We start from the raw sequence: 22699 nt of genomic DNA on the forward strand, positions 1-22699 counted from the left end.
CTTTTTCTAAACCAATTAAGCGTTGAAGAATGTACGAAAACTCAGTGCAGGTTTTCGGCGTCGTTGATGTAGACCGAGGTCAGCAGCGCGAACACATAGGCCTGGATCACGGCGACCAGCACTTCGAGTGCGCTGATACCGACCATCAGCACGAAGCTGGCGGCACCGACGGTCAGACCGAAACCGGGGCCAGCATTCGAGCTGTTGATGACGAAGCCGGCCAGCACCTTGAGCAGCACGTGTCCGGCGGTCATCGCCACGAACAGTCGCAGGCCCAGGCTGAACGGACGCACCATGAACGAGATCAGCTCGATCGGGAAAATGACCGGGATCATCGGCAGGGGCGTGCCGTGCGGCACGAACAGGGAGAAGAAGTGCAGCCCATGCTTCCAGAAGCCGACGATCAGCACGATCGAGAAGCTCATGATCGCCAGCACGCCGGTGGCGGTGAAGTGGCTGGTGAAGGTGAAGGGGTGGACCCCGACCAGACCCAGCGGCAGCAGACCCAGAAGGTTGGCCATCAGGATGAACATGAAGAGCGAGAAGACATAAGGAATGTACTTCTTGCCGCCCTCGCCCACGTTCGAGATCAGCAGGTTCTTGATGAAGCCGGTGAAATATTCGACCGCCATCTGCCAACGACCGGGCACCAGTTCGCGCTTCATGCCGCCGATCACGAAGATCCACAGCACCACCGCAGCGGCGACCATATAGAGCGCGCTGTTGGTGAAGGCGATGTTGAAGCCGCCGATGGACAGGTGATCGGTACCGAACAGCGGTTCGATCGCAAACTGATGCATCGGATCGATTTTGCCGGATTCTGCCACTTGGACCCCTGTACCGTCTAATATTCGGACTAAGACAAAAGCGCCCCTATTGATCGGAACGCTTCGTCGTCGTCAATCTGATGATGTTCCTGAACGCCGCCACGATCCCGAGACCGAGGAAGACAAGCAGGAGCCATGGGGATGTGCCGAGCAGCCGGTCGAGAACCCAGCCGATCAACGCACCACCGACAAGACCACCGATCAGCTCTGCGAGAACCCTGTTGCCCAGACGCGAACCATCGTCCGCCTGCTGCACCTTCGTCCCCTGTCTGACCTGCTCGGCATGTTCCGCCTGCGCAATTCTCGCTTCCAGTGAAGCGATCCGCGCATCTTCCCCCGCCGGGTCCTGCCCGGATTCACCCGCAACCATTGCCAATCCTTCCATCAGGCTGAAACCCAATGGCAGGCGGCATGGCGCTTGCGGCTGCACCCGTCAAGGCGCGGCCCGTTTAGAAAGGGGATGACGGATAGTCAACTATACTTGGGCAGGAGATTATCCTGCCCAGACGAACTGGCGGTCAAAGTCCGCCAGCCACGCGCGTTTTACTGGCCGGCGGTGGCGCAATAGGCCGGCAAAGAGATCGCCCCGGCGCCCTTGGTCTGCCAGGCACCACCGCCGACGCGATAGACCTGCCCCGGCTTCACCCGGCTGCTGAGCGTCTGGCAACCGGTTGCGGCCGCCACATCCTGCACCGTCACGCCGCGCTTGCCGGCCAGATCGGTATAAACGGCGCGGCGCTTGATGTTGATCGATTCGACCTCGGCCCGCACATCCGCGCCCACCGTGCCGGCGATACCCAGATAGCCATCGGCCTGCTCGCCCACCGTGCCGGCGGCGATCGCGGCGGCCGCACCACCCTGGGCCTGCGCGGCGCCGGCCAGAACTAGGCCGCCCAGCACAGCGGCGGCCAGCATGAACTTGCGTGTCATTGCGGGAACAACTCCGGGTTATTGTTGATCAGATCCTTGGCGTCCTTCTCCAAACGAACGACGACCTCCTGCTGGACCTTCACGTTCAGATTGATCTCGATCGGCTTGTCCGGGGCCTTGACCTGGATGCATCCTCCAAGGGCCGAAGCGGCCAGACCGGCCATCATGATTGCTGCTATCTTCATTTCGGCTCCGTATTTGACACAGTCTCGCTTGCCGCAGGCTGAACCGCAAGACCAGATTGTAGATCGGCAGCGCTTTGTGCGCGCATCTTCTGCTGGGCATCCTCGCCAATCTGGTCGCGGATCACCTGCGACGGATCGACATAGGATTGGGCGGATTTCATCAGGCCGCGGAAAGGCGCGGAAATCCGCACGTTGAAGATGAAGGGCAGGCCGACGAAGCTTTTCGCTATCCCCTGCGGCGCACCGCCCAATTGGCCCCGGTTGACGCCGTTGAACACCACATTGGTCACCATCTCGCCATCCAGCGCGCCATCCATCAGGATGGTGAGGCATTTATATTGCAGATCCTTCAGCGCATCGAAGGCGACCTTGCCCATAACTCCGACTTGTTCGTTCGACACCGGCCCCACATAGGACAGCACGCCGGACTGGCGCGTTGGATCGCAGGGGATGCTAGGCAGCACGCCCTCGGGCATGATCAGCGGCGCCATGCCCTGTTGCCGCGCGACCAGCACGCCACCGGCAACCCGCCCGCCCTGCGCATTGAAGATCAACGGCATGATGCCGTCGAACGTGCCGGTCGCCGACACGTTCTTGAGGTCCATCGCCTGGATGAAGGCGCCGGCGTCGAGGCCGATGACCCGGAAGGTCAGATAGCGGTCGACATCGGCACCAAAGTCCATGGTCGTGGGCAGAAGCACCAGTTCACCGCCCGAAAAGGGAAAGCCGCCACCCTCGATATGCACCTTCTGACCGGCACCCAGGCGATAACGCACCGTACCATTGCGTGCCTCGACCCCCGGATTGACCAGCGCGATTCGCGCCTCCTGTCCGGTGGGCGTCACCATGTTGAGCAGGTCGGAGAAGCGGATCTCGCCGGACAGTCCCTCGACCGGGCCGAATGCCGCCGCCAGATCCAGCCGATCGGTCCGGAAGACACCATCGCTGCTGACATCGGAACCGGTCCAGCGGATATGCCCCTCGCCGGTTACGCGGCCAGCGACATTGGCGATCACGCCGAGCGTCAACGGCGTCAGTTCCTCCGGCTGTAATCCCGGCCCGAAGCCAAGGTCCGGCACGGTCAGGTCGGCATGCCCCTTCCCGCTGCCTAGGTCGTGCGCAATATCGGCGCGTGCCACCGTGGCACCCTTGCCCGGCACCTGCAGCGTGCCGGTCGCGGTGATTCGGCCATCCTTCATCGCCAGAGCAAAGTCAGGCACGGACAGCGGGTTAAAGCGCACCGAAGGCTGCGCATCGCGCACCTGCATCGCCGCCTTGAGCGACAGCGCACCCTTGGCAAAGGCCCAGCCGCCCGCACCCTGCTCGACGATCAGCGGCACGGTGCCGATCCGTCCGCCCGCGCCCTTGATGTCGCCGGCAAAGCCATCCTTCGTCGCCGCACCGGTGACGCTCGTTGCAGACAGGCGCACCGGCGCATCCTCCGGGCTGATGGCGAAATCGGCGTTGCCCAGGGTGAAACCGGTCTGGCCCAATATCAGACGGGCGTTGTCCGCCCTGAGCCGCATCGGGCTGTCACCGCTTCGCCCGTTCAGCGCCACATTGCGAAGCTCCGCACCGCCCTTCATGCCACCCGCCCCCATGGCGAAGAGCGCCGAATTGGGCAGCGGGCAGAGTGTCTGCCGGGTCTGCCCCAGCGCGAAGCTGCCATAGCGCGCTTCCAGCAAGGTCAGTGGCGCGCAATGTTCGTTGATCGCGATCGCGCCATTAGACGCCAGCCGGCCATCGATCGGCAGGCCAAGACCGCGAACAGCCCCATCGGGCAGCGGCCCATCCAGCCGCAACGCGGTCGTGAAGCGCGTGTCGCCCTTCGGCCCGGCAACGAATCGGACAGGCTCGAACGCCAGCCGGGCGCCGTCGGCCGTATAGGGATCGATGAACAACTGCCCGCCAAAGCCGCCGCCGGCGCGGCGGGCCAGCCGGAGCGCCGCCTTGGGCAAGCCGCCGCCCTGCGACGTGATCGCGCCGTCCAGCGCCCAATCGATCGCTGCGCCGCCCTTGCCCGGCCAGGCCAGCGTCAACCGACCATCGCGCGCCACGGCCACCTGCGCGCCGCTGCGCGCTGCAAATTCGGTATCGGTCAGGACCAGACTGCCGGCATCGCCCTTCTGCGCCAGCGCCACCCGCGCCCGCAGCAGATTATCCGCCCCGGCCCGCCGGGCTGCATCCGCCAACCGCAGGGCCAGCGGCGCCACCGGCGTGCCAGCCGTCGACGTGCGCAAAGCCGCCAGCGGATCACGCCCGGCCATCCGCCCGTTCCGCGCGGTCAGATCACCGCTAAAGGTCGCATCACCGCCGCGCAGCGTCCAGTCACCGGCCAGTTCGGTTGGCCCCGCCAGCACGCCGGCACCGGAAAAGGCGCGCGCGCCGATCCGCGCCCGTCCGGCCATGGCCTGGGCCGAACCGTCGAACTCAATCCGACCGACAGGGGCCGCCAGCAACATGCCCTGCGCCTTGAGCGCCTCGCCCGCCAGCTGGGCCGATCCGTTCCAGCGGTCCAGCCCCTGGCCCAGCCACAGATCGATCTCGGCCGTCGGCGCAGCCATCGCCATGTCCGCGCAGGCGAGCGCATCGCCCTTGATCGGCCCGCGCAGGTGCGGCCGGCCGTCCACCATCGCCACATCCAGCCAGGCGCTGGCCCTGGCCACGCCACAGCCGGCCATCCGTGCCCTGGGCATGGCAGCGGCCAGCTTGCCGCGGAAACCCGATTTCAGATTGCCATTGCCATCGATCTGCATGCCGACCGCACCCGCATCGGTATCCAGCCGCAACTGCGCGTCGCGCAGATGAAGCAGCAGGTCAGGCATGGCGAAGGGCGCGGTCGAATCAGGATCGCGAAACTTGTCCAGTTCGCCCAGCGTCAGCACGCCGTCGCGATAGGCGCCGCGCATCCGCACACCACCGGCGCGAACCGCCGCCACCTGCGGCGTCACGCCGGAAAAGGCGATGTCGACCTCCACCCAGCGGGCGGTCAGGTCCGGCCGTGCCGGATCGCCCAGCACGACATTCTCGATCCGCTGGGTGCGCAGGCCCACCTGCGTCAGGTCATAATTGGCCTGAACCCCGCGCCGGTTCAGTTCGCGGTTGACGAAATTCTCGGCAATCGGCGCGCGCTGCGTCCACAGCGCGACCAGCACCAGGCCGAGCGAACCCGTCCCGACACCCAGCCAGCGCAGCCAGCCCCGGCGAATTTCGGCTTCGCCGTTCTCGTCTTCCATCTGCCTGGCCAACCCCGACTTTCGCTCGCACTTCAGGTCCGTAACGCATCCATAACGTCCGACCCATTGGAAATATCCACCCCTGAAATAGCCTTGCCCGCGAAATCCGCAAAGCCTAGCCTTTATTTGCCGGGGAATGGGGGATCGCCAGCATGACCGAAAAAGACCAACGCGCGAGCCAGGATGGCGCCGGTCATCGCGCCCGCCTACGCCAACGCCTGGCCGAAGGCGGCGACGGGCTGCTCGACCATGAACTGATCGAATATCTGCTCGCCCTCGCCATCCCCCGCCGCGACACCAAGCCGCTGGCCCGGCTGCTGCTGCGCGAATTTGGCGGGATCGGCGGATTGATGGCGGCCGATTGGCAGGCAATCGCACGGGTGCCCGGCATGGGCGATACCAGCGTCGCCGCGATCAAGATCGTTCAGGCAACCGCGCTGCGGATGCTGCGCAACGATGTGGCGGAACGACCGGTGCTGGGCAGTTGGCAGGCGCTGCTCGACTATCTGCGCGCCGACATGGCCTATCTCCATGTCGAACGCGTGCGGGTGCTGCATCTCAACAGCCGCAACATGCTGATCCGGGACGAGAATATGGGCGACGGATCGATCGACCAGGCGGCCATATATACGCGCGAGGTTATCAAGCGGGCCATGGAACTGGGATCGGCAGCCCTGATCCTGGTGCACAATCATCCGTCGGGCGATCCGTCGCCCAGCAAGCAGGATATCGAGATCACCCGCCAGATTGTCGAGGCCGGCAAGCGGCTGGGCATCAGCGTCCACGACCATATCATCATCGGTGCGCAGGGGCATAGCAGCCTCCGCGCGCAGGGACTGTTATAGCGTCAGGCGTTTTCGATCAGTTCGGACGGCCAGCCGATCCGCACCAGCAGTCCATCCGGCCCGTTGATCCCGACCTCATACAGCCCCCATTCGCGATGGCGCAAAATGCCTCCCGGCCGGATGACCAGATCATCGACCCGCGCCGCTATCGCCGCCACATCGGGCGTGCGCAGATAGACGCCAAAGGGATTATGCGCCGGCACATCCCAGGGCGGCGCGCCAGCCTGGGTCAGATGCACCTCGCACCCCCACCCTTCCATGATATGATAATGGTGATCGCCGCCGATCCGCGTGAAGCCCAGCCTTTCCCAGAAGGCCAGGGCAATGGCGACGTCATTGCTGGGCACGATCGCGAAAGCGCCGACGCCTGGAATTGCGGACATGGCCTTACCCTCCCGTTGCGCCGTCATGGCCACATAACAAAAAAGCCCCCGCCATGCCTGCGCGTGACGGGGGCCTTTCTCAATCAGCGTGGGGCCGTTCAGCCGCCAAAACCGAAATTCAGGAATTCGGGCACCGGACCGTTCCAGCCATCGTCCGGACCATCATCGGGTTCCTGACGGCGGCCATGCGGCGCTGGGCGTGCAGCCGGCGCATCGCGGCGGTCGTCACGACGATCATCCCGCTTGTCGCTGCGCCGGTCATCCTTGCGCTCGGGCTTGCGGCGCGCGTCGCGGCCACCGGAACGCTCATTGTCGCGCTCCTCGCGATCGGCCTTGCGCGGCTCTTCCTTGGTGCGCGGCGCAGGCGCAGCCGCTACCGGCGTTTCGACATAATCGATCTTGGTGCCGATCAGCTTCTGGATATTGTCGATCGCCTCGGCATCCTCGGCCGCGACGAAGGTATAGGCAACGCCCTTGGCCCCCGCGCGACCGGTACGGCCGATGCGGTGGACATAGTCATCGGGATGCCAGGGTGCGTCGAAATTGAAGACGTGGCTGACGCCCTTGATGTCGAGGCCGCGGGCCGCGACGTCCGACGCCACCAGGATGTTCACGCTGCCATCGCGGAACCGCTCCAGTTCGGCGATACGCGATGCCTGGTCGATATCACCATGGATCTCGCCCGACTTGAAGCCGTGGCGCTGCAGGCTCTTATTCAGTTCGCGCACCGTCGTCTTGCGGTTGCAGAAGATCACCGCGCTCTGCACGTCTTCTGCTTCCAGCATCGCGCGCAGCGCTTCACGCTTCTTGCGCGAATCAACCTTCACCAGTCGCTGGGTGATGTTGGTCGACGCCGTTGCCGGGCGCGCCACCTCGATCGACTTGGGATTGTCCAGGAAACGATCGGCCAGCTTCTTGATGACCGGCGGCATGGTGGCAGAGAAGAGAAGTGTCTGGCGCTGCGCCGGCAGCTTGGTGCAGATTTCCTCGATATCCGGGATGAAGCCCATGTCGAGCATACGGTCGGCTTCGTCGATGACCAGCATGTTGCAGCCATTGAGCAGGATCTTGCCGCGCTGGAACAGGTCCATCAGGCGGCCCGGCGTCGCGATTAGAACGTCGACGCCCTTTTCCAGCGCCTTGATCTGGTCGCCCATCTGCACGCCGCCGATCAGCAGCGCCATGGAGAGCTTGTGATATTTGCCGTATTTCTCGAAATTTTCGGCCACCTGGGCGGCGAGTTCGCGGGTCGGCTCCAGGATCAGGCTGCGTGGCATCAGCGCACGGGCGCGGCCATGCGCCAGGATGTCGATCATCGGCAGCACGAAGCTGGCGGTCTTGCCCGTGCCCGTCTGCGCGATGCCGATGATGTCCTTCATCATCAACACCGGCGGGATCGCCTGCGCCTGGATCGGCGTGGGCGTGTCGTAACCCGCCTCGGTTACGGCCTTGAGCAATTCGTCGGAGAGGCCGAGATCGGCAAAAGTCATTCAAATGTCCGGGACAGGAGGTTGGCCGTCCTGCGCGTCCGCACGACGGAAATCGCGCGCGACTTGCGAAAATATCGCCATCTTGTCAAGGAAATCGCGCAGCATGCTGGCCAAACCAGCCGTTTTTCTGCCGATCAATCTTCGGCGTCCGCTTCCACCAGCCGCCTGAAGCTGTCGATCCCGCAGCTCGCGCCACTGCGGGCCTGCAACTCGTCCCGCCCCGAACAGAGCGATCCATCCTCGTCCGGCTCGACATAGAAGCCCGAATAGAAGCTGGCGGAATCACATCCCCGCTCCAGCCGCGCGCGGTAGCGATGCTTGTCCGCCAGGATCAGGTCGACCCCGTTGGACACCACGATGCTGGCCCCGCGAATCGATCGCAGCGCCACACAGCGCGGCCCCTTCTTCTCTTCCCAGCGCTCGTCGCTCTTGGGCACGACTCGCGTCGGCGCCCGCCCCTTGGCCATCGGAACACGAATGATCACGCGCTGCTCGATCGTCAGTTGCGCCCATTGCACCGGGTCGGCAGCAGGCGCTGCAAGCAGCATCAGGATGGTATGAACCAAGCGGAACCCCTTTTGGGAGTGGCAAGCTATCGGCCAACGGTTGAACCGTCGATGAATTCCGGGGCATAGCATGTCCCATGACAGAACAAGCCATAATCGCACAGGATGCCATCGATCGCTTCGTCGCCCTGCTCGGCCCCAAGGGCGTCATTACCGATGCCGACGATATCGCCCCCTGGGTCAGCGACTGGCGCGGCCGCTATCATGGAACGGCCCGCGCGATCTTGTCCCCGGCCACGACACGCGAAGTGGCCGGCTGCGTGGCGCTGGCAGCGGAACTGGGCATTGCCCTCGTCCCCCAGGGCGGAAACACGTCGATGGTCGGCGGCGCGACACCGCCAGCCGATGGATCGGCGCTGATCCTGTCACTGCGCCGCATGAACCAGATCCGCAGCCTGTCAGCCGACGACAATCTGGCAGTGTGCGAGGCCGGGGTCATCCTTTCCAACCTGCACGACGCTGCCGAAGCGGCCGGCCGTCGCTTTCCGCTCAGCCTGGGTGCCAAGGGATCAGCCACGATCGGCGGCCTCACTTCGACCAATGCCGGCGGCACCCAGGTGCTGCGCCACGGCACGATGCGCGCGCTGGTCGAGGGGATCGAGGCGGTGCTGCCCGACGGCAGCATCTTCGACGGGCTGGACGCACTCAAGAAGGATAATCGCGGATATGACATCAAGCAGTTGCTGATCGGCGCGGAAGGCACGCTGGGCGTCATCACCGCGGCCGCCCTGCGGCTGGTGCCCGGCATCGCCGCCCGCGCGGTCGGCTGGGTCGGCGTAAAGACGCCCGCCGACGCCCTCGCCCTGCTGCGCCTGGTCGAAGGCGAACTGGGTGACAGCGTCGAGGGGTTCGAGGTGATTGCCGACGATGGCCTTGGCCATGTCCTGTCCCATATTCCCGGCACACGCTGCCCGATCGAGACCCGCACGCCCTGGCATGTGCTGATTGAAGTCGACCATGGCGACATGCGCGAGCCCGGCCCGACCGAGCGACTGGAAGGCGCGCTCGGCCTGGCGCTGGAACGCGGCATCGCGATCGACGCCGCCATTGCCGCCAGCGAAGCGCAGGCGGAGGCCTTCTGGCGCATCCGCGAATCCCTGTCGGAATCCGAAAAGGCGCAGGGGCCCGCGCTGCAATATGACATCAGCGTGCCGGTGCCGCGCATGCCAGCCTTCATGCTGGAGGCTGCCGCCGCCGCCGAAGCAGCCTTCCCCGGCACGACCGCCTCTTCCTTCGGTCATCTGGGCGATGGCAATGTCCATTTCCATGTCCGCGCGCCCAGGGGCACCAGCGACGGTCCGGCCTGGATCGCGGCGCAGGGCCAGGCGATCAACGCCTTCGTCCATGACGCGGTGGTCGCCGCGGGCGGTTCCATCTCGGCCGAGCATGGCATTGGCCAGATGAAGCGCGCCGAACTCGGACGCCTCGCCAGCCCGGCCCGCATCCATGCCCTGCGCGCGATAAAGACAGCCTTCGATCCGGGCGGCATCATGAACCCCGACAAGCTCATCCCTCGCCCCGACGAGGGTTGAGCGCAGCATATCCACAAAGCGATTGCCTAGCGGGATAGCTCCGATTATCCCGTCACACCCATATTCGGATCAGCGACGCAAGCCTTGCGCGCTTTCTAACAGGACGGAACAACATCATGGCCAGCGCGCCCGCGAACAGCCTTCCCATCTTCTACAACGACCTGATCCCGCTCAGCACCGTCGATCATGCCGATTATCGCACCCAGCCGGTCGATGCCGCTCCGTTCCTGGTAACCCAGCACGCCGTGCCGCTGACCATCGACGAATTCGTCTCGGCCCAGCGTTTCGTGCCCATCATCTTCTCGGCGGGCCAGGATTCGGTGCCGCTCGCGCTGATGGGCCTCAACGAAGGCGTGAACGTCTTCGTCGATGACGAAGGCAAGCTGCGCGGCCCGGCCTATATCCCGGCCTATGTCCGCCGTTACCCCTGGATGCTGGCCAAGCTGCGTCCCGACAGCGACGAACTCTCGCTCTGCTTCGACCCGACCAGCAAGGCGATCGGCACCGAAGGCGACGGCCCGGTCCTGTTCGAAAATGGCCAGCCGACCGACGTGACCAAGGGCATCCTGAAGTTCTGCGAGGATTTCGAGCAGGCAGCCGCCCGCACCGGCCAGTTCATGAAGGATCTGGCCGAGATGGACCTGCTGATGGACGGCGAAGTCGCGATCCAGACCCCGAACAACGAGCAGCCCTTCGTCTATCGCGGCTTCCGCATGGTGAACGAGGAAAAGCTGCGCGACCTGCGCGGTGACCAGCTGCGCAAGATCAACCAGAACGGCCTGCTGCCGCTGATTCACGCCCATCTCTTCTCGCTGCAGTTGATGCGCGAGATCTTTGAAGGCCAGGTCAACCAGGGCAAGGGTCCGATCGCCGTACCGGCCGCGCCGGTGGCCGTGGAAGCCTGAAAGCCCGATTAACTCCGTTAATCGCAAATATATCGGTATAGGGCGGGGCTTGCTCTTGAAAGCAGCCTCGCCCTGCCCTATTTCTATTGCATGCGATGCACCTGCCCCCCTTTCGGGTGTGTCGTATAGGGCGCCTCCCCCTTGGAGGCGTCTCCTCCCTGAACCTGGCCACCCCGTGCATCGCATGGGGTGGTTTTTTATGGGCCGCAGTCGACGTAGGGGCCGCGAAAACTTTTCACCGCTTTCGCTTGACGCCATCGCCTCCCCTGCCTAAAGGCACGCCCCTGCCTGTCGCCCATGCGACATACGGCCCCTTCGTCTAGCGGTTAGGACGCGGCCCTCTCACGGCTGAAACACGGGTTCGATTCCCGTAGGGGTCACCAGCAAAATCAATGACTTAGTTGGCATTGAAGAACGCCGAGATCGCCAATTCTCCAATAAGCGATTCTTTTCCTCACACTCAGTGATCATCTGTGGACGCCGTCGGACGATCCTTGCCATGGATCAGTATAAATAAGGCTGAAACGAGGGTAACTCTAGCCATCCGATCTCAAGCAATGGTTGCCCGCTCGCTGCCCTCCTGAATGTACTCGAATTTCAAAAACTATCGCTGGTCTAGGAATGTCTGTCGCGACGCTACCCAGCTGATGAACGGCCTGGGTGACAGGCTGCGGTTCGGCAGATTCGGAGAGCCGAAGGCGAGGTAGCAACCGTTCGCCGGCGCATGATCCGTAAGGGCGGCGGCGTTGTTGAGCATCGCTATCTGCCGACGCATTACGTGCATTGATAATCGTTCGCAACAACTCATGTGCCGCTTGTTCATGACTGCTATCGGGGCGGTGTGTTCAGCACCTGAGCGTCAGGGACAGCCGCATACCGGCCGTCCAGGCATGACCAAATTCCACATTCCACGAATTTCTTGCTATCCTGTTCGATAGCCCATAGTTCCCAGCCCGTCCCCTAACGGGGGGCAAGATCGCGTTGGTGCTTCGAAAGAGGCTTAAAAGGGAACGCGGTGGAGGGGCACTGCCCCTGAAGCCGAGGCTGTCCCTGCAACTGTAAGCGGATAGCGCGATGCATATCGCGGCAGGCCAAGGATGCCTGTCGCAGCCACTGGGCCGGACGCTAACTCCTGCGAGGCCTGGGAAGGCCGTGCATCGTGCGATGACCCGTGAGCCAGGAGACCTGCCAGCGTCCGGTCGCTCTTGCCTTGGTCCAGGGGATGGCCGCGGCACGGTGTACTCCGTCTGAGCGACGAACTTGCGGCCAGGCCGCAACGGTGGGTTCCGCCGGTCGCTCGTTTGCGCCCGGTCTCCACCGCTGCGCCCGTGCGAGGAGACGTCCTCCTGCGCGGGAACCTGTCCGTTCGACTGGAAAACGCAACGGGGGTTACACATGAATACACGATCGCTTCTTTCCGGCCTGATCCGTTCCGGCGCATCATGTTGCGCACTGGCGGCAAGTGTCACCGCAACGCATGCTCAGGAGACCGCCGACGCCGCGCCCGATGGCACGGAGAACATCGTCGTCACGGCGCGCAAGGCCGGCGTCCTGCAACTTGGCCAGCAGGCCGATGCCTCCAGCCGCCTTGGCCTGACGCCTATGCAGACGCCCGCAAGCGTCGATGTCATCACCAAGGAGATGATCCGCAGTCTTGGTGACCGCACGGTCGTTGCGGCGGCGGCGCGCGCGCCGGGCCTGATCAACAATTCCTCGGCATTCGGCTATTCCCTGAGTTCGCGCGGGTTCACCGGCTACACCTCGGTGATGCAGCTCTATGACGGTATGCGGGTCTATACGACGACCACGCAGACCTTCCCCGCCGATCCCTGGATGGCCGAGCGCATCGAGGTGCTGCGCGGCGCAGCGTCCGTGCTCTATGGCGAAGGCGGCATCGGCGGCGCCATCAACGTTGTGCGCAAAAAGCCCAACACCGAAGAGTTCGAAGGTGAACTACGCCTCAGCGGCGGCTCTTTCGATACATATGCAGCGGCCGGCGGGATCGGCGGGCCAATCGGGGACAAGCTGTCCTACCGCGTGGATCTCAGCTACAACCGGTCGGACGGCTGGATGGAGCGCGGACGCTCCCGTAGTCTCGCCCTGTCGGCCGCGCTGCGCTACCAGGCCAGTGACGATCTGGTGCTGACCCTGACGCATGATCGCGCCGATCTAGATCCGACGATCTGGTACGGCACGCCGCTGCGTGATGGCAAGCTGGTGCGCAAAATCCGCAAGAAGAACTACAATATCGCCGACCGCTCGCTGCGCTTCGACGATGCCTGGACCCAGGCCAAGGCGGAATGGACGCCTTCAGACGGGGTGACGATCACCAACGTCGCCTATTACCTCACCGGCTTCAAGCACTGGCGCAATGCAGAAGGCTATGCCTGGTCCGGCGATCAGATCCGCCGGTCGAGCTATCTGGAAATCTTCTACAAGACCAAGCAGTGGGGCGACCGCTTCAACGCGGTTTTCGACCACACATTGCTGGGCATGGACCACCGCCTGAGCCTGGGCGGAGAGTATAACAGCGGATCGCTGCTGCGCACCGACAGTTCGCCCAATTCCCGATCCGACCTGGTGGATCCCTACGACTACGCGCCCGGCACGTTTCTGGATGGCGCCTTCGGCACCCGGTACAAGTATAAGACAGATGTGCAGCAATGGGCGCTGTTCGGCGAAAGCCGCCTCTCGCTGTCGGATCGACTGTCGCTGGTGACGGGCCTGCGCTACGATCGCCCGAAGACCGAGCGCCACGATGCGCTCGATCCGACCGCCGACTACACCGCGCGCTATCCCAGTACCAGTTGGCGTGCGGGGCTGGTCTACAATCCCACGGACACGATCTCGCTTTACGCGCAATATTCCGCGGCCGCCGATCCGGTGACGGCGTTCCTCACCGCGACGCTGGCACAAACCAGCTTCGATGTATCCACCGGGCGGCAATGGGAAGCGGGTGCCAAGGCAACCTTCCTCGACGGGCGCGGCGAATTCACGCTGTCGGGCTATCGCATCGTCAAGAAGAAGATCCTGACCCGCTCCGCCAATGATCCCACGGTGTCTGTGCAGGTCGGCCAGCAATCGTCCTACGGCGTCGAGGCATCGTTCGGACTGGCCGTGACCAAGTCCTTCAGCATCCTGGCCAACGGCACGATCCTGAACGCGCAATATGACGACTTCGACGAACTTGTCGGCACGGAGCTTGTCAGCCGCAACGGCAACATGCCGATCGGCGTTGCCGAAAAGGCAGCCAATCTGTGGCTTTCTTGGCGGCCGGTGCAACCGCTGCACCTCGACACCGGCCTGCGCCATGTCGGCAAGCGCTATTCGGACGCCGCCAATACCCGTCGCATTCCGGCCTATACGCTCGTCGATGCTTCGGCGCGCTACGACCTGGGAAAGAAGACGAGCGTGACGCTCAACCTGCGCAATGTCTTCGACCGGATCTACGTCCAGAACAGCTATTCCACCTCGCAGTGGGTGCTGGGTGAGCCGCGCAGCGTCGCGGTGACGTTCGAGCAGCGGTTCTGATCGTGCCGGCGAGGCAGGAGCCGGGCTGGCGCACCATCGCGCCGCGCGTGCTGGCATCGACGGTCGGCACCTATGGTCTGTGTTATGCGTGGATTTGCGCGGCGGTACGCCTGCTGCCGATGGATGCGGTTGACGCCAACATCCTTGCGACCTGCCTCGCCTTCATATTGTTCGTTGCGGTGATCCTTCGCGCCTTCGCGGTGCGCAGCGTCACGCGGATCTGGGGCGAACTGCTGGTGGGCACGGCCCTCCCCTTCGCCCTGATGCTGGGGGTCGCCAGATGAAGGATAGCCTGCGCCAATCCATGGGCTGGTTCCATACATGGTGTGGGCTGCTGTTCGGCTGGGTTTTGTTTGGCATCCTGCTGACCGGATCGCTGGCGGTGTTCTATACCGAGATCAACCTCTGGACCACGCCCGAACTGCGCTCTCCGGTGGCCATCGACCGGGGACGAGCCGTAGCGATGGGACGGGATTATCTCACCCGCATCGCTCCGGATGCCAGGCAATGGCGTATCGTCATCCCCACTTCGCGCGAACCTGTGCTGCGGCTGGTGTGGACCGACGAAGCGGGCAAGGCCACCACCCACCGCCTCGATCCGCAGACCGGCGTCCGCATCCCGCGCGACATGGACGCCGGCTTCTTCTTCATGCGCTATCATTACACGCTGGGGATCGATCGCAAGTCCAGCCCCATCGGCTTCCTGATCGTGGGCGCGGCAGGCCTTGCCATGCTGGCCGCATCGATCAGCGGTGTCATCATTCACAAGCGCATATTCCGCGATTTCTTCATCTTCCGCCCCTGGGCCTCGCGCCAGCGGGCGTGGATGGATGCGCACAACCTTCTCTCGGTGCTGCCGCTGCCGTTCCACATGATGATGGCCTATACCGGCCTCGTCCTGATCTATTACGCCTATATCCCCGCCGGCGTCGCGACGCTGAACGGCGGCGACGTCAAAGCCTATCAGACTGCGGCTGCGCAATCGCGCTACATCGATGTGGAGACACCCGCCGGATCGCCACAGGCCACGGTTGCGCTGATGCCGCTGGTGGCGCGCGCCGAGCGCGCATGGGGTGGCGGAGCGGCCGTCAACATCTATGTGAGCCATCCCGATCGTGCCAATGCCGCAGTCGAGATCTGGCGACAGCGCGACGATCGCATCGCCAACTTCCCCGATCGCGTCGACTTCGCAGGCGCCGACGGCCGGTTGCTGCGCGTTCTGGTGAAGCGCTCCCCGGCCCGCGAGACCCAGGCCTTCCTTGCCGGACTGCACTTCATCGAATGGGGCGGAATCGCTGCCCGCTGGCTCTATTTCCTGACCGGGCTCGCCAGCACCGCGATGGTCGGGGCTGGCCTTGTCCTCTTTACCGAAAAGCGGGCGCGCCGGGGCGGATCGGCATTTCACGCCATGGCAGGCCGGATCACCATCGCCGCTGTGGCTGGAAACATGATCGCCTGTGCGGCGTACCTGCACGGTGAGCAGTTGCTGCCTTCCGGCATCGAAGACCGGCGCAGTATGGCCGCATCTATCTACTTCCTGGCCTGGCTGCTGAGCCTCATCCCTGCCGGTGCGCGGCCTTGGTCCAGCGCGTGGCCAGAGCAGTTGCGTGCGGCGGCGTTGCTCTGCCTGACTATTCCCGTGAGCACGGCTCTGGCGGGAACGCCGCTGACGTCAACGCTGGCTCATGGCGATGGTATCCGCTCAGGCGCAGACCTGACGGCGCTGGCGATGGGCGTCATCTTGTGGATCGCAGCAGGCAGGATCGCTCGCAGGCCGGCCGGAGGCGCTGCGCAGTGATCGTGAACCTGGCCCTATCCCTGGTCCTTGCGGTGGCCGGCTTCGATGCCATCCGGCGCGGCACATCCCGAAGACACATCGTCTATCGAGCCGCCTGGCGCGCGGGCGGAGCCGCATCGCTGGTTCTGGCGATCCTTCCCGTCGCGCAACTGGCCACGACCAACCTGATCGCTTCGCTGCTCTGGTTCTTCTGTATCCTGCCGTTGGCCGGGCTCATTGTCGTTTTTGGAAAACCCATTCGCCAGTCATCTGGGCGTCCCGATATTGACTGAACGCGATTGCCCTCTCGATGTCATGACCTGCATATCGATCCTGAAGCAAAGGCTGACTATCACTGCCTCGGTCGTGACGCACAATTGGTTCAACCGTCTCTAGATGATACGGGTCGGTCCGGCGCATAAATTGATTGTCCATCGGATGCGGCAAACCGTTTCCTGCGCCATTGCAGGCGTCGAGATTATTGCTGGCCCACTCACCACACTCGCAGTGGCGAGCGACACGGAGATCGACCGCACGGAAACCTTGCCTTGTTCGAGGCCCTTTGAATTCAGCACTTCTAACTCCCTCCATTCGACATTCGGGATGGAGGCGCACCTGCTATTGAGAATACCTTGCAATTCATACGTTCGCATGCGGTCAAACGAGAGGTCGAATTTCAGAAAAATAATTTCAGGCGAAAATCACGATCAGACTACGGGACAATTGCACGGATCGCAGGCCGAGAGATTTCTGAAGCCGGGATATGGCTGCAACCGGATCGTCGATGCGAAATACGCCACAGACGTGCAGGGATGATGCGTCGCCCACTATAGTCATGTAGCCGGGATGATAGCGGCCGATCTCGGCCACGACCTGACATAGCGGCGCATCCTTGAATACGAGCACGCCGTCCGTCCAGGCGGTGGCCGCTTCCGTATTGATGGAACGAGGAGCATCGATACGGCCATCGGCGCCATAGCGGATGGACTGGCCTTCCCGCAGAATGAGGCTGGCCCCCTTGCCCTCTCCGCTGACGAGCATCACGCTGTGCTCTGTCGCGGTAACCTCAGTGTCGGCGCCCGTCCGGCGGACCGAGAATTGCGTGCCCAGCGCCATCGTTTCACCGATTGCTGCCTGGACGGTGAAGGGGCGGGAACGATCGGGCGCAACCGTGAACAGCGCCTCGCCTTTCAACAACCGGATTCGGCGATCCGTCGAGCGGATCTCGATCGTGACCGCACTAGGGCGGATCGACATTCGGGATTCCCAAAGCGGATGATCGCTGATTCATAGGACGCCGTGTTGATGCGCGGAGTGGATGATGGCGGCGAAGCGGTACGAGTTGAACGAGGTGCAATGGGAGAGGATTGCGCCGTTGCTACTGGGCAAAGCGACCGATCCGGGGCGGTCGGGAACGGATAACCGCCTGTTCGTGAACGGATGTTTGTGGGTGCTGCGGTCAGGAGCGCATTGGTGCGATCTGCCGGAGCGCTATGGCAAGCGGAAGACGGTGCATCGCCGCTTCAGCCGTTGGTGCCATGCGGGTGCCTGGTAACGGGTGTTCGACGCACTGACGGCCGACCGGGACAACCAGTATTTGATGATCGACAGCGCCATCGTTCGCACGCACCAGCAGGCGGCGACCGGAAAAGGGGGGCGTGCGATCAGGCGCTGGGGCGTTCCCGAGGCGGACTGACCACCAAGATACACATGCTTGCGGACCCGCTCGGCCGGCCGCTGCGCTTCATCATCACGCCCGGCCAGACTGGCGACGTTACTCAGGCGCCGGCCCTGCTGCACGGACAGGAAGCCGTCGTCGTGCTCGCCGACAAAGCTTATGACAGTAATGCTTTACGGACAATCATCGCGAAAATGGGCGCCGAAGCGCTCATACCTTCAAACCGCTGCCGTAAGATCGCCATCCCGCATGACGCGCTGATCTACAAACACCGCAATCGTATCGAACGATGTCTCGGCAGGCTCAAACACTTCCGCCGCTTCGCAACACGCTACGATCGCCGCACCATCCACTTCGCCAGCTTCACAAACCTCGCCGCCGCCATGATCTGGTTACGCTGAATGTCGATCCGCGCTAGCCGAAAAACAAACTGCGGTCCGGGACCGGATTGCACATCGGTCGAAAAACTGATGGTCCATGACCATTCAAAATCGCCCATCAGGAATCAATTATACTGTTGTCAAATTTCAACTATCCTAAACTTTCAGCGTCCACGGGGTCACCAGAAAATCTCTCGACATCCCTATTTATAACGCCGCTCATCGGGTGCTTCCCCTATGGCGTGCCATCTTGATCCTAGATAGGCTTAATCCCGGACAATCGGGGGGATCGGATCATGGGCGCCTTGCGCGATTACGCTGTTCGCTTTGCCACCATTCTGCCATTGACGCTGCTGCTCCCCCACCCCGCCCTTGCCCAAGGCGATCGCGCCACATCGCCGCCCGAATTTGCCCGCCGCGCCGACAATCTGAAGCCGGGCCAATGGGTCTGGGCGCCACAGGTATCGCCGACCGGGCCGCTGCTCGTCTATGTCGATCTCTCGCGCCAGATCGCGACCGTCTATCGCAACGGCGTGCGCATCGCCGTGTCCACCATCTCCTCGGGCAAGGAAGGCCATGCAACACCCACCGGCGTCTTCACCATCCTGCAAAAGGACAAGGACCATCGGTCCAGCACCTATAATAACGCGCCCATGCCCTATCAGCAGCGCCTGACCTGGGACGGGGTCGCGCTCCATGCCGGCGGTCTGCCGGGCTATCCCGAAAGCCATGGCTGCATCCACCTGCCCTATAAATTCTCGCAGGAACTGTTCGCCATCACCAGCCTGGGCGCGACCGTGGTGGTTCAGGGCAATGCCGCCACCCATATGCGCACCAGCCAGGCAAGCCTCTTGTCGCCGATCAACGACAAGGGCGAGCAGGTCGAATATCGCCCGCTCAAGGGCGAGGAATATCGCTGGCAGCCTGAACTGGCGACCAGCGGCCCGCTGACCATCATCGTCTCTAAGAAGGAGCAGCGGATCGTCGTGCTGCGCAACGGCACGGAAATCGGCCGCAGCGTCGCCGAGATCAAGGATGGCGATCCCGGCTCCCATGTCATCACCCTCACCATGGGGAAGGATGGCAAGACCCACTGGCTCTATGTCGGCTTGCCGGGCCATGAAAATGATGTCGAGAATGTCGTGGACGAAGCGGTGCTGAACCGAGTGCGTCTGCCGCGCGGCTTCTATGACAAGATCCGCAGCCAGTTGAAGCCGGGCACCACCATCCTCGTCACGGATTCCAGTGTCGGCGCCTCCACCGGCGAGAAGCTCACGATCATGGACGCCGTCGCCCCCCAGCCCTGACCGTTCGATCACCAAGCATCGCCACGGCGGAGCCCTCTATGCTTGCGGGCGTCCATCCCCATGCGCACAAACTGTCGGAAAGAGCAGCATGCCACAGGAAAGGATGAGGATAATGCCCCGCTTCACCGCCGAAACCGCCATTGCCGCGCTGGAGATCGAGCAACTGGTGATCGACTGGGGCTATGATCTCGACCTCAACGGCGGCATGAACGTCGCGCCGCTCTGCACCGACGATTGCCATTATCTGGTCGGCGGCACGCTGCATCAGGGCCATGGCCCCATCACCGCCTTCTACACCGCCCGCAACGAGCGCGTCGCCACCCAGCAAAAGGATGGCGTCCGCACCCAGCGGCACACCATCACCAACATGCGCATTCAATTCCCGGCCGCCGACCATGGCAGCGCGCAGTTCATGCTGGTCAATTATTCGGGTGAGGGCAAGGCGCCGATCCTGAACCTGGTCGGCCCGACCATCGTCGCCGATTGCCGCATGGAATTCCGCCGGGATGCGGACGGCGAATGGCGCATCTCGCTGTTCGACAGCACGCCGATGTTCATTGGCAATGATCCGTTCCTCAACGCCGCCGTCGTCCGGAAATAGGGCAGTTCGCCGCCGGGCAGGGCTGACATGGAAATGCCGAACCCGGCGCACAATGTTACAGACATCGCCGCAATCTGAAATCGCCGGGCAAAATCACACGCAGACACTTCGCCTGACCAGCGTCAGACGCGGAGTGCAGCGTGATACAACAGCCGATCAATTTCCCGGCCCGGACCGAAAAGACAGACAGGAAGACGCAGTCGATCTGCTTCTTCTTCAACGCGCAGATCCATCATCTTCTGCACGCCATGCCGCTGGCACTGGAATTGTCGCATGATCCGCGCTTTCGCGTCGATATCATCGCGGCCGGCGCCGATCATATTGCGCTGGCCCGCGACCTAGCAGCCCGTCATGGCGGCGGCCGGCTGAACTTCATCCATCTCGACAATATCTGGCTGCGCAGCCTGTCCCATCTGTCGGGCCACGCCAGCCCGCCCAAGCTCGCTACCCTCCTCGTCGCGCGCCGCCGCCTCGCGCGCTATGACGCGATCGTCGTGCCCGAACGCACCTCGCTGCTGCTGCGCCGTCTCGGGCTGGCGGACAGCCGCTTCATCCATACCTGTCATGGCGCGGGCGACCGCGCGGTCGGCTATGATCCGCGCATCGCGCTGTTCGACTTCGTCCTGCTGGCGGGCGAGAAGCAGCGCCGCCGGATGCTGGCGCAGGGCCTGATCCGCGAGGATCATTACGCCATTGCCGGCTATGGCAAGTTCGACCTGACCCAGGGCCAACGCCCGGCCAGCCCCTTTACCGACAATCGCCCGATCATCCTCTACAACCCGCATTTCTCGCCGCGCCTCTCCTCCTGGCAGGCAATGGGAATGGATGTGCTGCGCCAGTTCGCGGCCGATGATCGCTTTAATCTGATCGTCGCGCCCCATGTCCGCCTGTTCGACAATCGCCGCAAGCGCGCCGCGGCCGAGCGCATGCTGGCTGAATTTGCCGCCCTGCCGCATGTCCATGTCGACCTCGGCAGCCGGGCGAGCGTTGACATGAGCTATGTCCAGCTTGCCGCCGCCTATATCGGCGACGTGTCGAGCCAGATCTACGAATTCATCGCCACGCCGCGCCCCTGCCTCTTCCTCAACGGCCATCGCGCGCAATGGCGCGACGATCCCAACTATGCTCATTGGCATTATGGCCCGGTCCATGAATCCGCCGATCGCATCCCGGACAAGGTCGCCGCCGCCATGGCCGCCCATGGCATGTATGACGCCGCCCAGCGACGCGGCCTGTCCGATACCTTCGCCAGCGGCGGCGCCCCCGCTTCGGCGCGCGCGGCCAGGGCCGTTGCGGATTATCTGACGCGCGGCGCACCGGCAGCGAGACCCGTTCCGACACTCTATCCGCTGCGGGAGGCGCTGCGCCATGGCTGATGCCGATCGTCGCCTCTGGCTCGTCGCCCGCGTCCATGCCCCCGATGAGGGCGGGGTCCAGACCTATGTGGCCGAAACCGCCCGCGCCTATGCCGCGCTGGGCTGGCGCGTCACCCTGTTCGCCAAATCCTCGGCCGGTCCGCGCCGGGTCAGCAGCGACGGCGTCGAACTGATCGATGTCGGCCCGACTTCGCGCATGCGGGTCTATGGCCGGCTGTTCCGCGCCATGGCCGGCGCCTGGCTGCGTGGTGAGCGCCCACAGGCGATCCATGCCTGCACCTGGCGCGCAGCCCTGCCTGCCCTCGCCTTTCCCCGCCCCCTCATCGTGACCATCCATGGCCGGGAAGTCGGTCGCCCGGCCGGTGGTGCCTTCGCCCTGCTGCGGCTGGTGCTGCGCCGCGCCCGGCGCATCGTCGCGGTCAGCGCCGTCACCCGCGACCTGCTGATACAGCGCCTGCCCGATCTCGCCGCGCGCACCATCGTCGCCTGGAACGGCGTCCGCATGCCGGCCGACCGCCCTACCACCGCGTTCCAGAATGGCGATGCACCCGCCCAGGTTCTCACCGTCTGCCGCCTCGTCGCGCGCAAGAATATTCCGGCCGCGATCGACGCCGCCGCTGCCTGCCTGCGCGAGGAGGCCTCGCTGCGCTACACCATCGTCGGCCGCGGCGTGGACGGCATCCGCATCCAGCAGACCGTGCGCCGCCACCAGTTGGAGGATCATGTCCGGCTGGCCGGCTATGTCTCCGACGCGGAACTGGCCGAGCAATATCGCGACGCCGACATCTTCCTCCACCCCCAGATCGCGCTGGAGGATGGCGCCGAGGTGGAGGGCTTCGGCCTCAGCGTCGCCGATGCCATGGCACAGGGGCTGGCCTGCATCGTCGGCGCGGATGGCGGCCCGGCCGAACTGGTCCGCGACGGCGTCACCGGCCTGGTCGTCGACGGCAATTCCCTCGGCGCATTGCGCGCGGCGCTCGCGCTGCTGGCGCGCGATCCCGCGCTCTGCCGCCGGCTGGGCGATCAGGCGCGGATCTGGGCCGCGAACAACCTGTCGTGGGAACGGCATTGCCGCCTGATCCTGCACGAACTGCCGCCCCGTCGCCCCGCCCCGTCTCGCAGCACGCCCGCACTCACCGAAGGAGGATAG

General features: G+C 64.0%; 20 protein-coding genes, 1 tRNA gene, 1 pseudogene and 1 riboswitch. Of the genes and pseudogenes, 13 read left to right on the forward strand and 9 right to left on the reverse strand.

Annotated features, from left to right (window positions below):
- Window positions 1-41: 41 nt before the first annotated feature.
- From HH800_RS10870 to HH800_RS10890, 5 genes are all read right to left on the reverse strand, one after another.
- A complete protein-coding gene (locus tag HH800_RS10870; RefSeq protein ID WP_017503282.1) occupies window positions 42-827 on the reverse strand; it encodes a F0F1 ATP synthase subunit A in 786 nt (261 codons plus the stop codon).
- Window positions 828-873: 46 nt separating this feature from the next.
- Entirely contained in the window at window positions 874-1197 is a 324-nt protein-coding gene (locus HH800_RS10875; protein WP_004207394.1) for an AtpZ/AtpI family protein, read from the reverse strand.
- A 173-nt stretch (window positions 1198-1370) separates the two neighbouring features.
- Complete coding sequence (locus HH800_RS10880; protein ID WP_004207395.1) at window positions 1371-1757, reverse strand: YdbL family protein; 387 nt, start codon at window positions 1755-1757, stop codon at window positions 1371-1373.
- Entirely contained in the window at window positions 1754-1942 is a 189-nt protein-coding gene (locus HH800_RS10885) for a YnbE family lipoprotein (RefSeq protein WP_004207396.1), read from the reverse strand. The genes HH800_RS10880 and HH800_RS10885 overlap by 4 nt, the downstream gene beginning before the upstream one ends.
- A complete protein-coding gene (locus HH800_RS10890; RefSeq protein ID WP_169861064.1) occupies window positions 1939-5178 on the reverse strand; it encodes an intermembrane phospholipid transport protein YdbH family protein in 3240 nt (1079 codons plus the stop codon). Before HH800_RS10890 ends, HH800_RS10885 begins: the two co-directional genes overlap by 4 nt.
- Before the next feature lie 152 nt (window positions 5179-5330).
- Between HH800_RS10890 and radC the strand changes: the two genes are divergently transcribed.
- Window positions 5331-6023, forward strand: a complete 693-nt coding sequence (gene radC / locus HH800_RS10895) for a RadC family protein (RefSeq protein WP_169861065.1) — start codon at window positions 5331-5333, stop codon at window positions 6021-6023.
- 2 nt (window positions 6024-6025) lie between these two features.
- On the opposite strand, the gene HH800_RS10900 is transcribed toward radC, so the two are convergent.
- From HH800_RS10900 to HH800_RS10910, 3 genes are all read right to left on the reverse strand, one after another.
- A complete protein-coding gene (locus tag HH800_RS10900) occupies window positions 6026-6406 on the reverse strand; it encodes a VOC family protein (protein ID WP_169861066.1) in 381 nt (126 codons plus the stop codon).
- A 98-nt stretch (window positions 6407-6504) separates the two neighbouring features.
- On the reverse strand, window positions 6505-7896 hold the full coding sequence (locus tag HH800_RS10905) for a DEAD/DEAH box helicase (protein WP_169861067.1): 1392 nt from the start codon (window positions 7894-7896) through the stop codon (window positions 6505-6507).
- Between the two features lie 134 nt (window positions 7897-8030).
- On the reverse strand, window positions 8031-8462 hold the full coding sequence (locus HH800_RS10910; RefSeq protein WP_004207401.1) for a hypothetical protein: 432 nt from the start codon (window positions 8460-8462) through the stop codon (window positions 8031-8033).
- Between the two features lie 77 nt (window positions 8463-8539).
- Between HH800_RS10910 and HH800_RS10915 the strand changes: the two genes are divergently transcribed.
- The 7 genes from HH800_RS10915 to HH800_RS10945 all read left to right on the forward strand — a co-directional run bounded on the left by HH800_RS10915 (window position 8540) and on the right by HH800_RS10945 (window position 16500).
- Window positions 8540-9994 (forward strand): FAD-binding oxidoreductase, encoded by a 1455-nt coding sequence (locus HH800_RS10915; RefSeq protein WP_169861068.1) that lies wholly within the window; start codon window positions 8540-8542, stop codon window positions 9992-9994.
- 116 nt (window positions 9995-10110) lie between these two features.
- A complete protein-coding gene (locus HH800_RS10920; protein WP_169861069.1) occupies window positions 10111-10899 on the forward strand; it encodes a SapC family protein in 789 nt (262 codons plus the stop codon).
- 308 nt (window positions 10900-11207) lie between these two features.
- Window positions 11208-11282, forward strand: a tRNA-Glu gene (locus tag HH800_RS10925).
- Window positions 11283-11864: 582 nt separating this feature from the next.
- Window positions 11865-12107: riboswitch (cobalamin riboswitch) on the forward strand.
- Window positions 12108-12294: 187 nt separating this feature from the next.
- Window positions 12295-14430 (forward strand): TonB-dependent receptor, encoded by a 2136-nt coding sequence (locus HH800_RS10930; protein WP_169861070.1) that lies wholly within the window; start codon window positions 12295-12297, stop codon window positions 14428-14430.
- Window positions 14431-14432: 2 nt separating this feature from the next.
- A complete protein-coding gene (locus tag HH800_RS10935) occupies window positions 14433-14714 on the forward strand; it encodes an iron transporter (protein ID WP_169861071.1) in 282 nt (93 codons plus the stop codon).
- Window positions 14711-16228, forward strand: a complete 1518-nt coding sequence (locus tag HH800_RS10940; RefSeq protein ID WP_169861072.1) for a PepSY-associated TM helix domain-containing protein — start codon at window positions 14711-14713, stop codon at window positions 16226-16228. Before HH800_RS10935 ends, HH800_RS10940 begins: the two co-directional genes overlap by 4 nt.
- Entirely contained in the window at window positions 16225-16500 is a 276-nt protein-coding gene (locus HH800_RS10945; protein WP_169861073.1) for a hypothetical protein, read from the forward strand. Before HH800_RS10940 ends, HH800_RS10945 begins: the two co-directional genes overlap by 4 nt.
- Window positions 16501-16897: 397 nt before the next feature.
- On the opposite strand, the gene HH800_RS10950 is transcribed toward HH800_RS10945, so the two are convergent.
- Window positions 16898-17464, reverse strand: a complete 567-nt coding sequence (locus HH800_RS10950) for a FecR family protein (RefSeq protein WP_169861074.1) — start codon at window positions 17462-17464, stop codon at window positions 16898-16900.
- A 64-nt stretch (window positions 17465-17528) separates the two neighbouring features.
- Between HH800_RS10950 and HH800_RS10955 the strand changes: the two are divergent.
- The 5 genes and pseudogenes from HH800_RS10955 to HH800_RS10975 all read left to right on the forward strand — a co-directional run bounded on the left by HH800_RS10955 (window position 17529) and on the right by HH800_RS10975 (window position 22699).
- Window positions 17529-18286 (forward strand): annotated as a pseudogene (locus tag HH800_RS10955) (IS5 family transposase).
- A gap of 275 nt (window positions 18287-18561) precedes the next feature.
- Entirely contained in the window at window positions 18562-19572 is a 1011-nt protein-coding gene (locus tag HH800_RS10960) for a L,D-transpeptidase (protein WP_169861075.1), read from the forward strand.
- Between the two features lie 112 nt (window positions 19573-19684).
- Window positions 19685-20173, forward strand: a complete 489-nt coding sequence (locus HH800_RS10965) for a nuclear transport factor 2 family protein (RefSeq protein WP_017502601.1) — start codon at window positions 19685-19687, stop codon at window positions 20171-20173.
- A 140-nt stretch (window positions 20174-20313) separates the two neighbouring features.
- Window positions 20314-21549 (forward strand): glycosyl transferase, encoded by a 1236-nt coding sequence (locus HH800_RS10970; RefSeq protein WP_169861076.1) that lies wholly within the window; start codon window positions 20314-20316, stop codon window positions 21547-21549.
- Complete coding sequence (locus HH800_RS10975; RefSeq protein WP_169861077.1) at window positions 21542-22699, forward strand: glycosyltransferase family 4 protein; 1158 nt, start codon at window positions 21542-21544, stop codon at window positions 22697-22699. The genes HH800_RS10970 and HH800_RS10975 overlap by 8 nt, the downstream gene beginning before the upstream one ends.

Origin of the sequence: Sphingobium yanoikuyae (assembly GCF_013001025.1) — a bacterium.
In the GTDB taxonomy this organism is placed as follows: domain Bacteria; phylum Pseudomonadota; class Alphaproteobacteria; order Sphingomonadales; family Sphingomonadaceae; genus Sphingobium; species Sphingobium yanoikuyae_A.

Bases quoted from the DNA above. Each gene is read 5' to 3' on its own strand.
- HH800_RS10875 (WP_004207394.1), bottom strand. From the start codon at position 1,197: ATGGTTGCGGGTGAATCCGGGCAGGACCCGGCGGGGGAAGATGCGCGG.
- HH800_RS10880 (WP_004207395.1), bottom strand. From the start codon at position 1,757: ATGACACGCAAGTTCATGCTGGCCGCCGCTGTGCTGGGCGGCCTAGTT.
- HH800_RS10885 (WP_004207396.1), bottom strand. From the start codon at position 1,942: ATGAAGATAGCAGCAATCATGATGGCCGGTCTGGCCGCTTCGGCCCTT.
- HH800_RS10890 (WP_169861064.1), bottom strand. From the start codon at position 5,178: ATGGAAGACGAGAACGGCGAAGCCGAAATTCGCCGGGGCTGGCTGCGC.
- radC (WP_169861065.1), top strand. From the start codon at position 5,331: ATGACCGAAAAAGACCAACGCGCGAGCCAGGATGGCGCCGGTCATCGC.
- HH800_RS10900 (WP_169861066.1), bottom strand. From the start codon at position 6,406: ATGTCCGCAATTCCAGGCGTCGGCGCTTTCGCGATCGTGCCCAGCAAT.
- HH800_RS10905 (WP_169861067.1), bottom strand. From the start codon at position 7,896: ATGACTTTTGCCGATCTCGGCCTCTCCGACGAATTGCTCAAGGCCGTA.
- HH800_RS10915 (WP_169861068.1), top strand. From the start codon at position 8,540: ATGACAGAACAAGCCATAATCGCACAGGATGCCATCGATCGCTTCGTC.
- HH800_RS10920 (WP_169861069.1), top strand. From the start codon at position 10,111: ATGGCCAGCGCGCCCGCGAACAGCCTTCCCATCTTCTACAACGACCTG.
- HH800_RS10930 (WP_169861070.1), top strand. From the start codon at position 12,295: ATGAATACACGATCGCTTCTTTCCGGCCTGATCCGTTCCGGCGCATCA.
- HH800_RS10940 (WP_169861072.1), top strand. From the start codon at position 14,711: ATGAAGGATAGCCTGCGCCAATCCATGGGCTGGTTCCATACATGGTGT.
- HH800_RS10950 (WP_169861074.1), bottom strand. From the start codon at position 17,464: ATGTCGATCCGCCCTAGTGCGGTCACGATCGAGATCCGCTCGACGGAT.
- HH800_RS10960 (WP_169861075.1), top strand. From the start codon at position 18,562: ATGGGCGCCTTGCGCGATTACGCTGTTCGCTTTGCCACCATTCTGCCA.
- HH800_RS10965 (WP_017502601.1), top strand. From the start codon at position 19,685: ATGCCCCGCTTCACCGCCGAAACCGCCATTGCCGCGCTGGAGATCGAG.
- HH800_RS10975 (WP_169861077.1), top strand. From the start codon at position 21,542: ATGGCTGATGCCGATCGTCGCCTCTGGCTCGTCGCCCGCGTCCATGCC.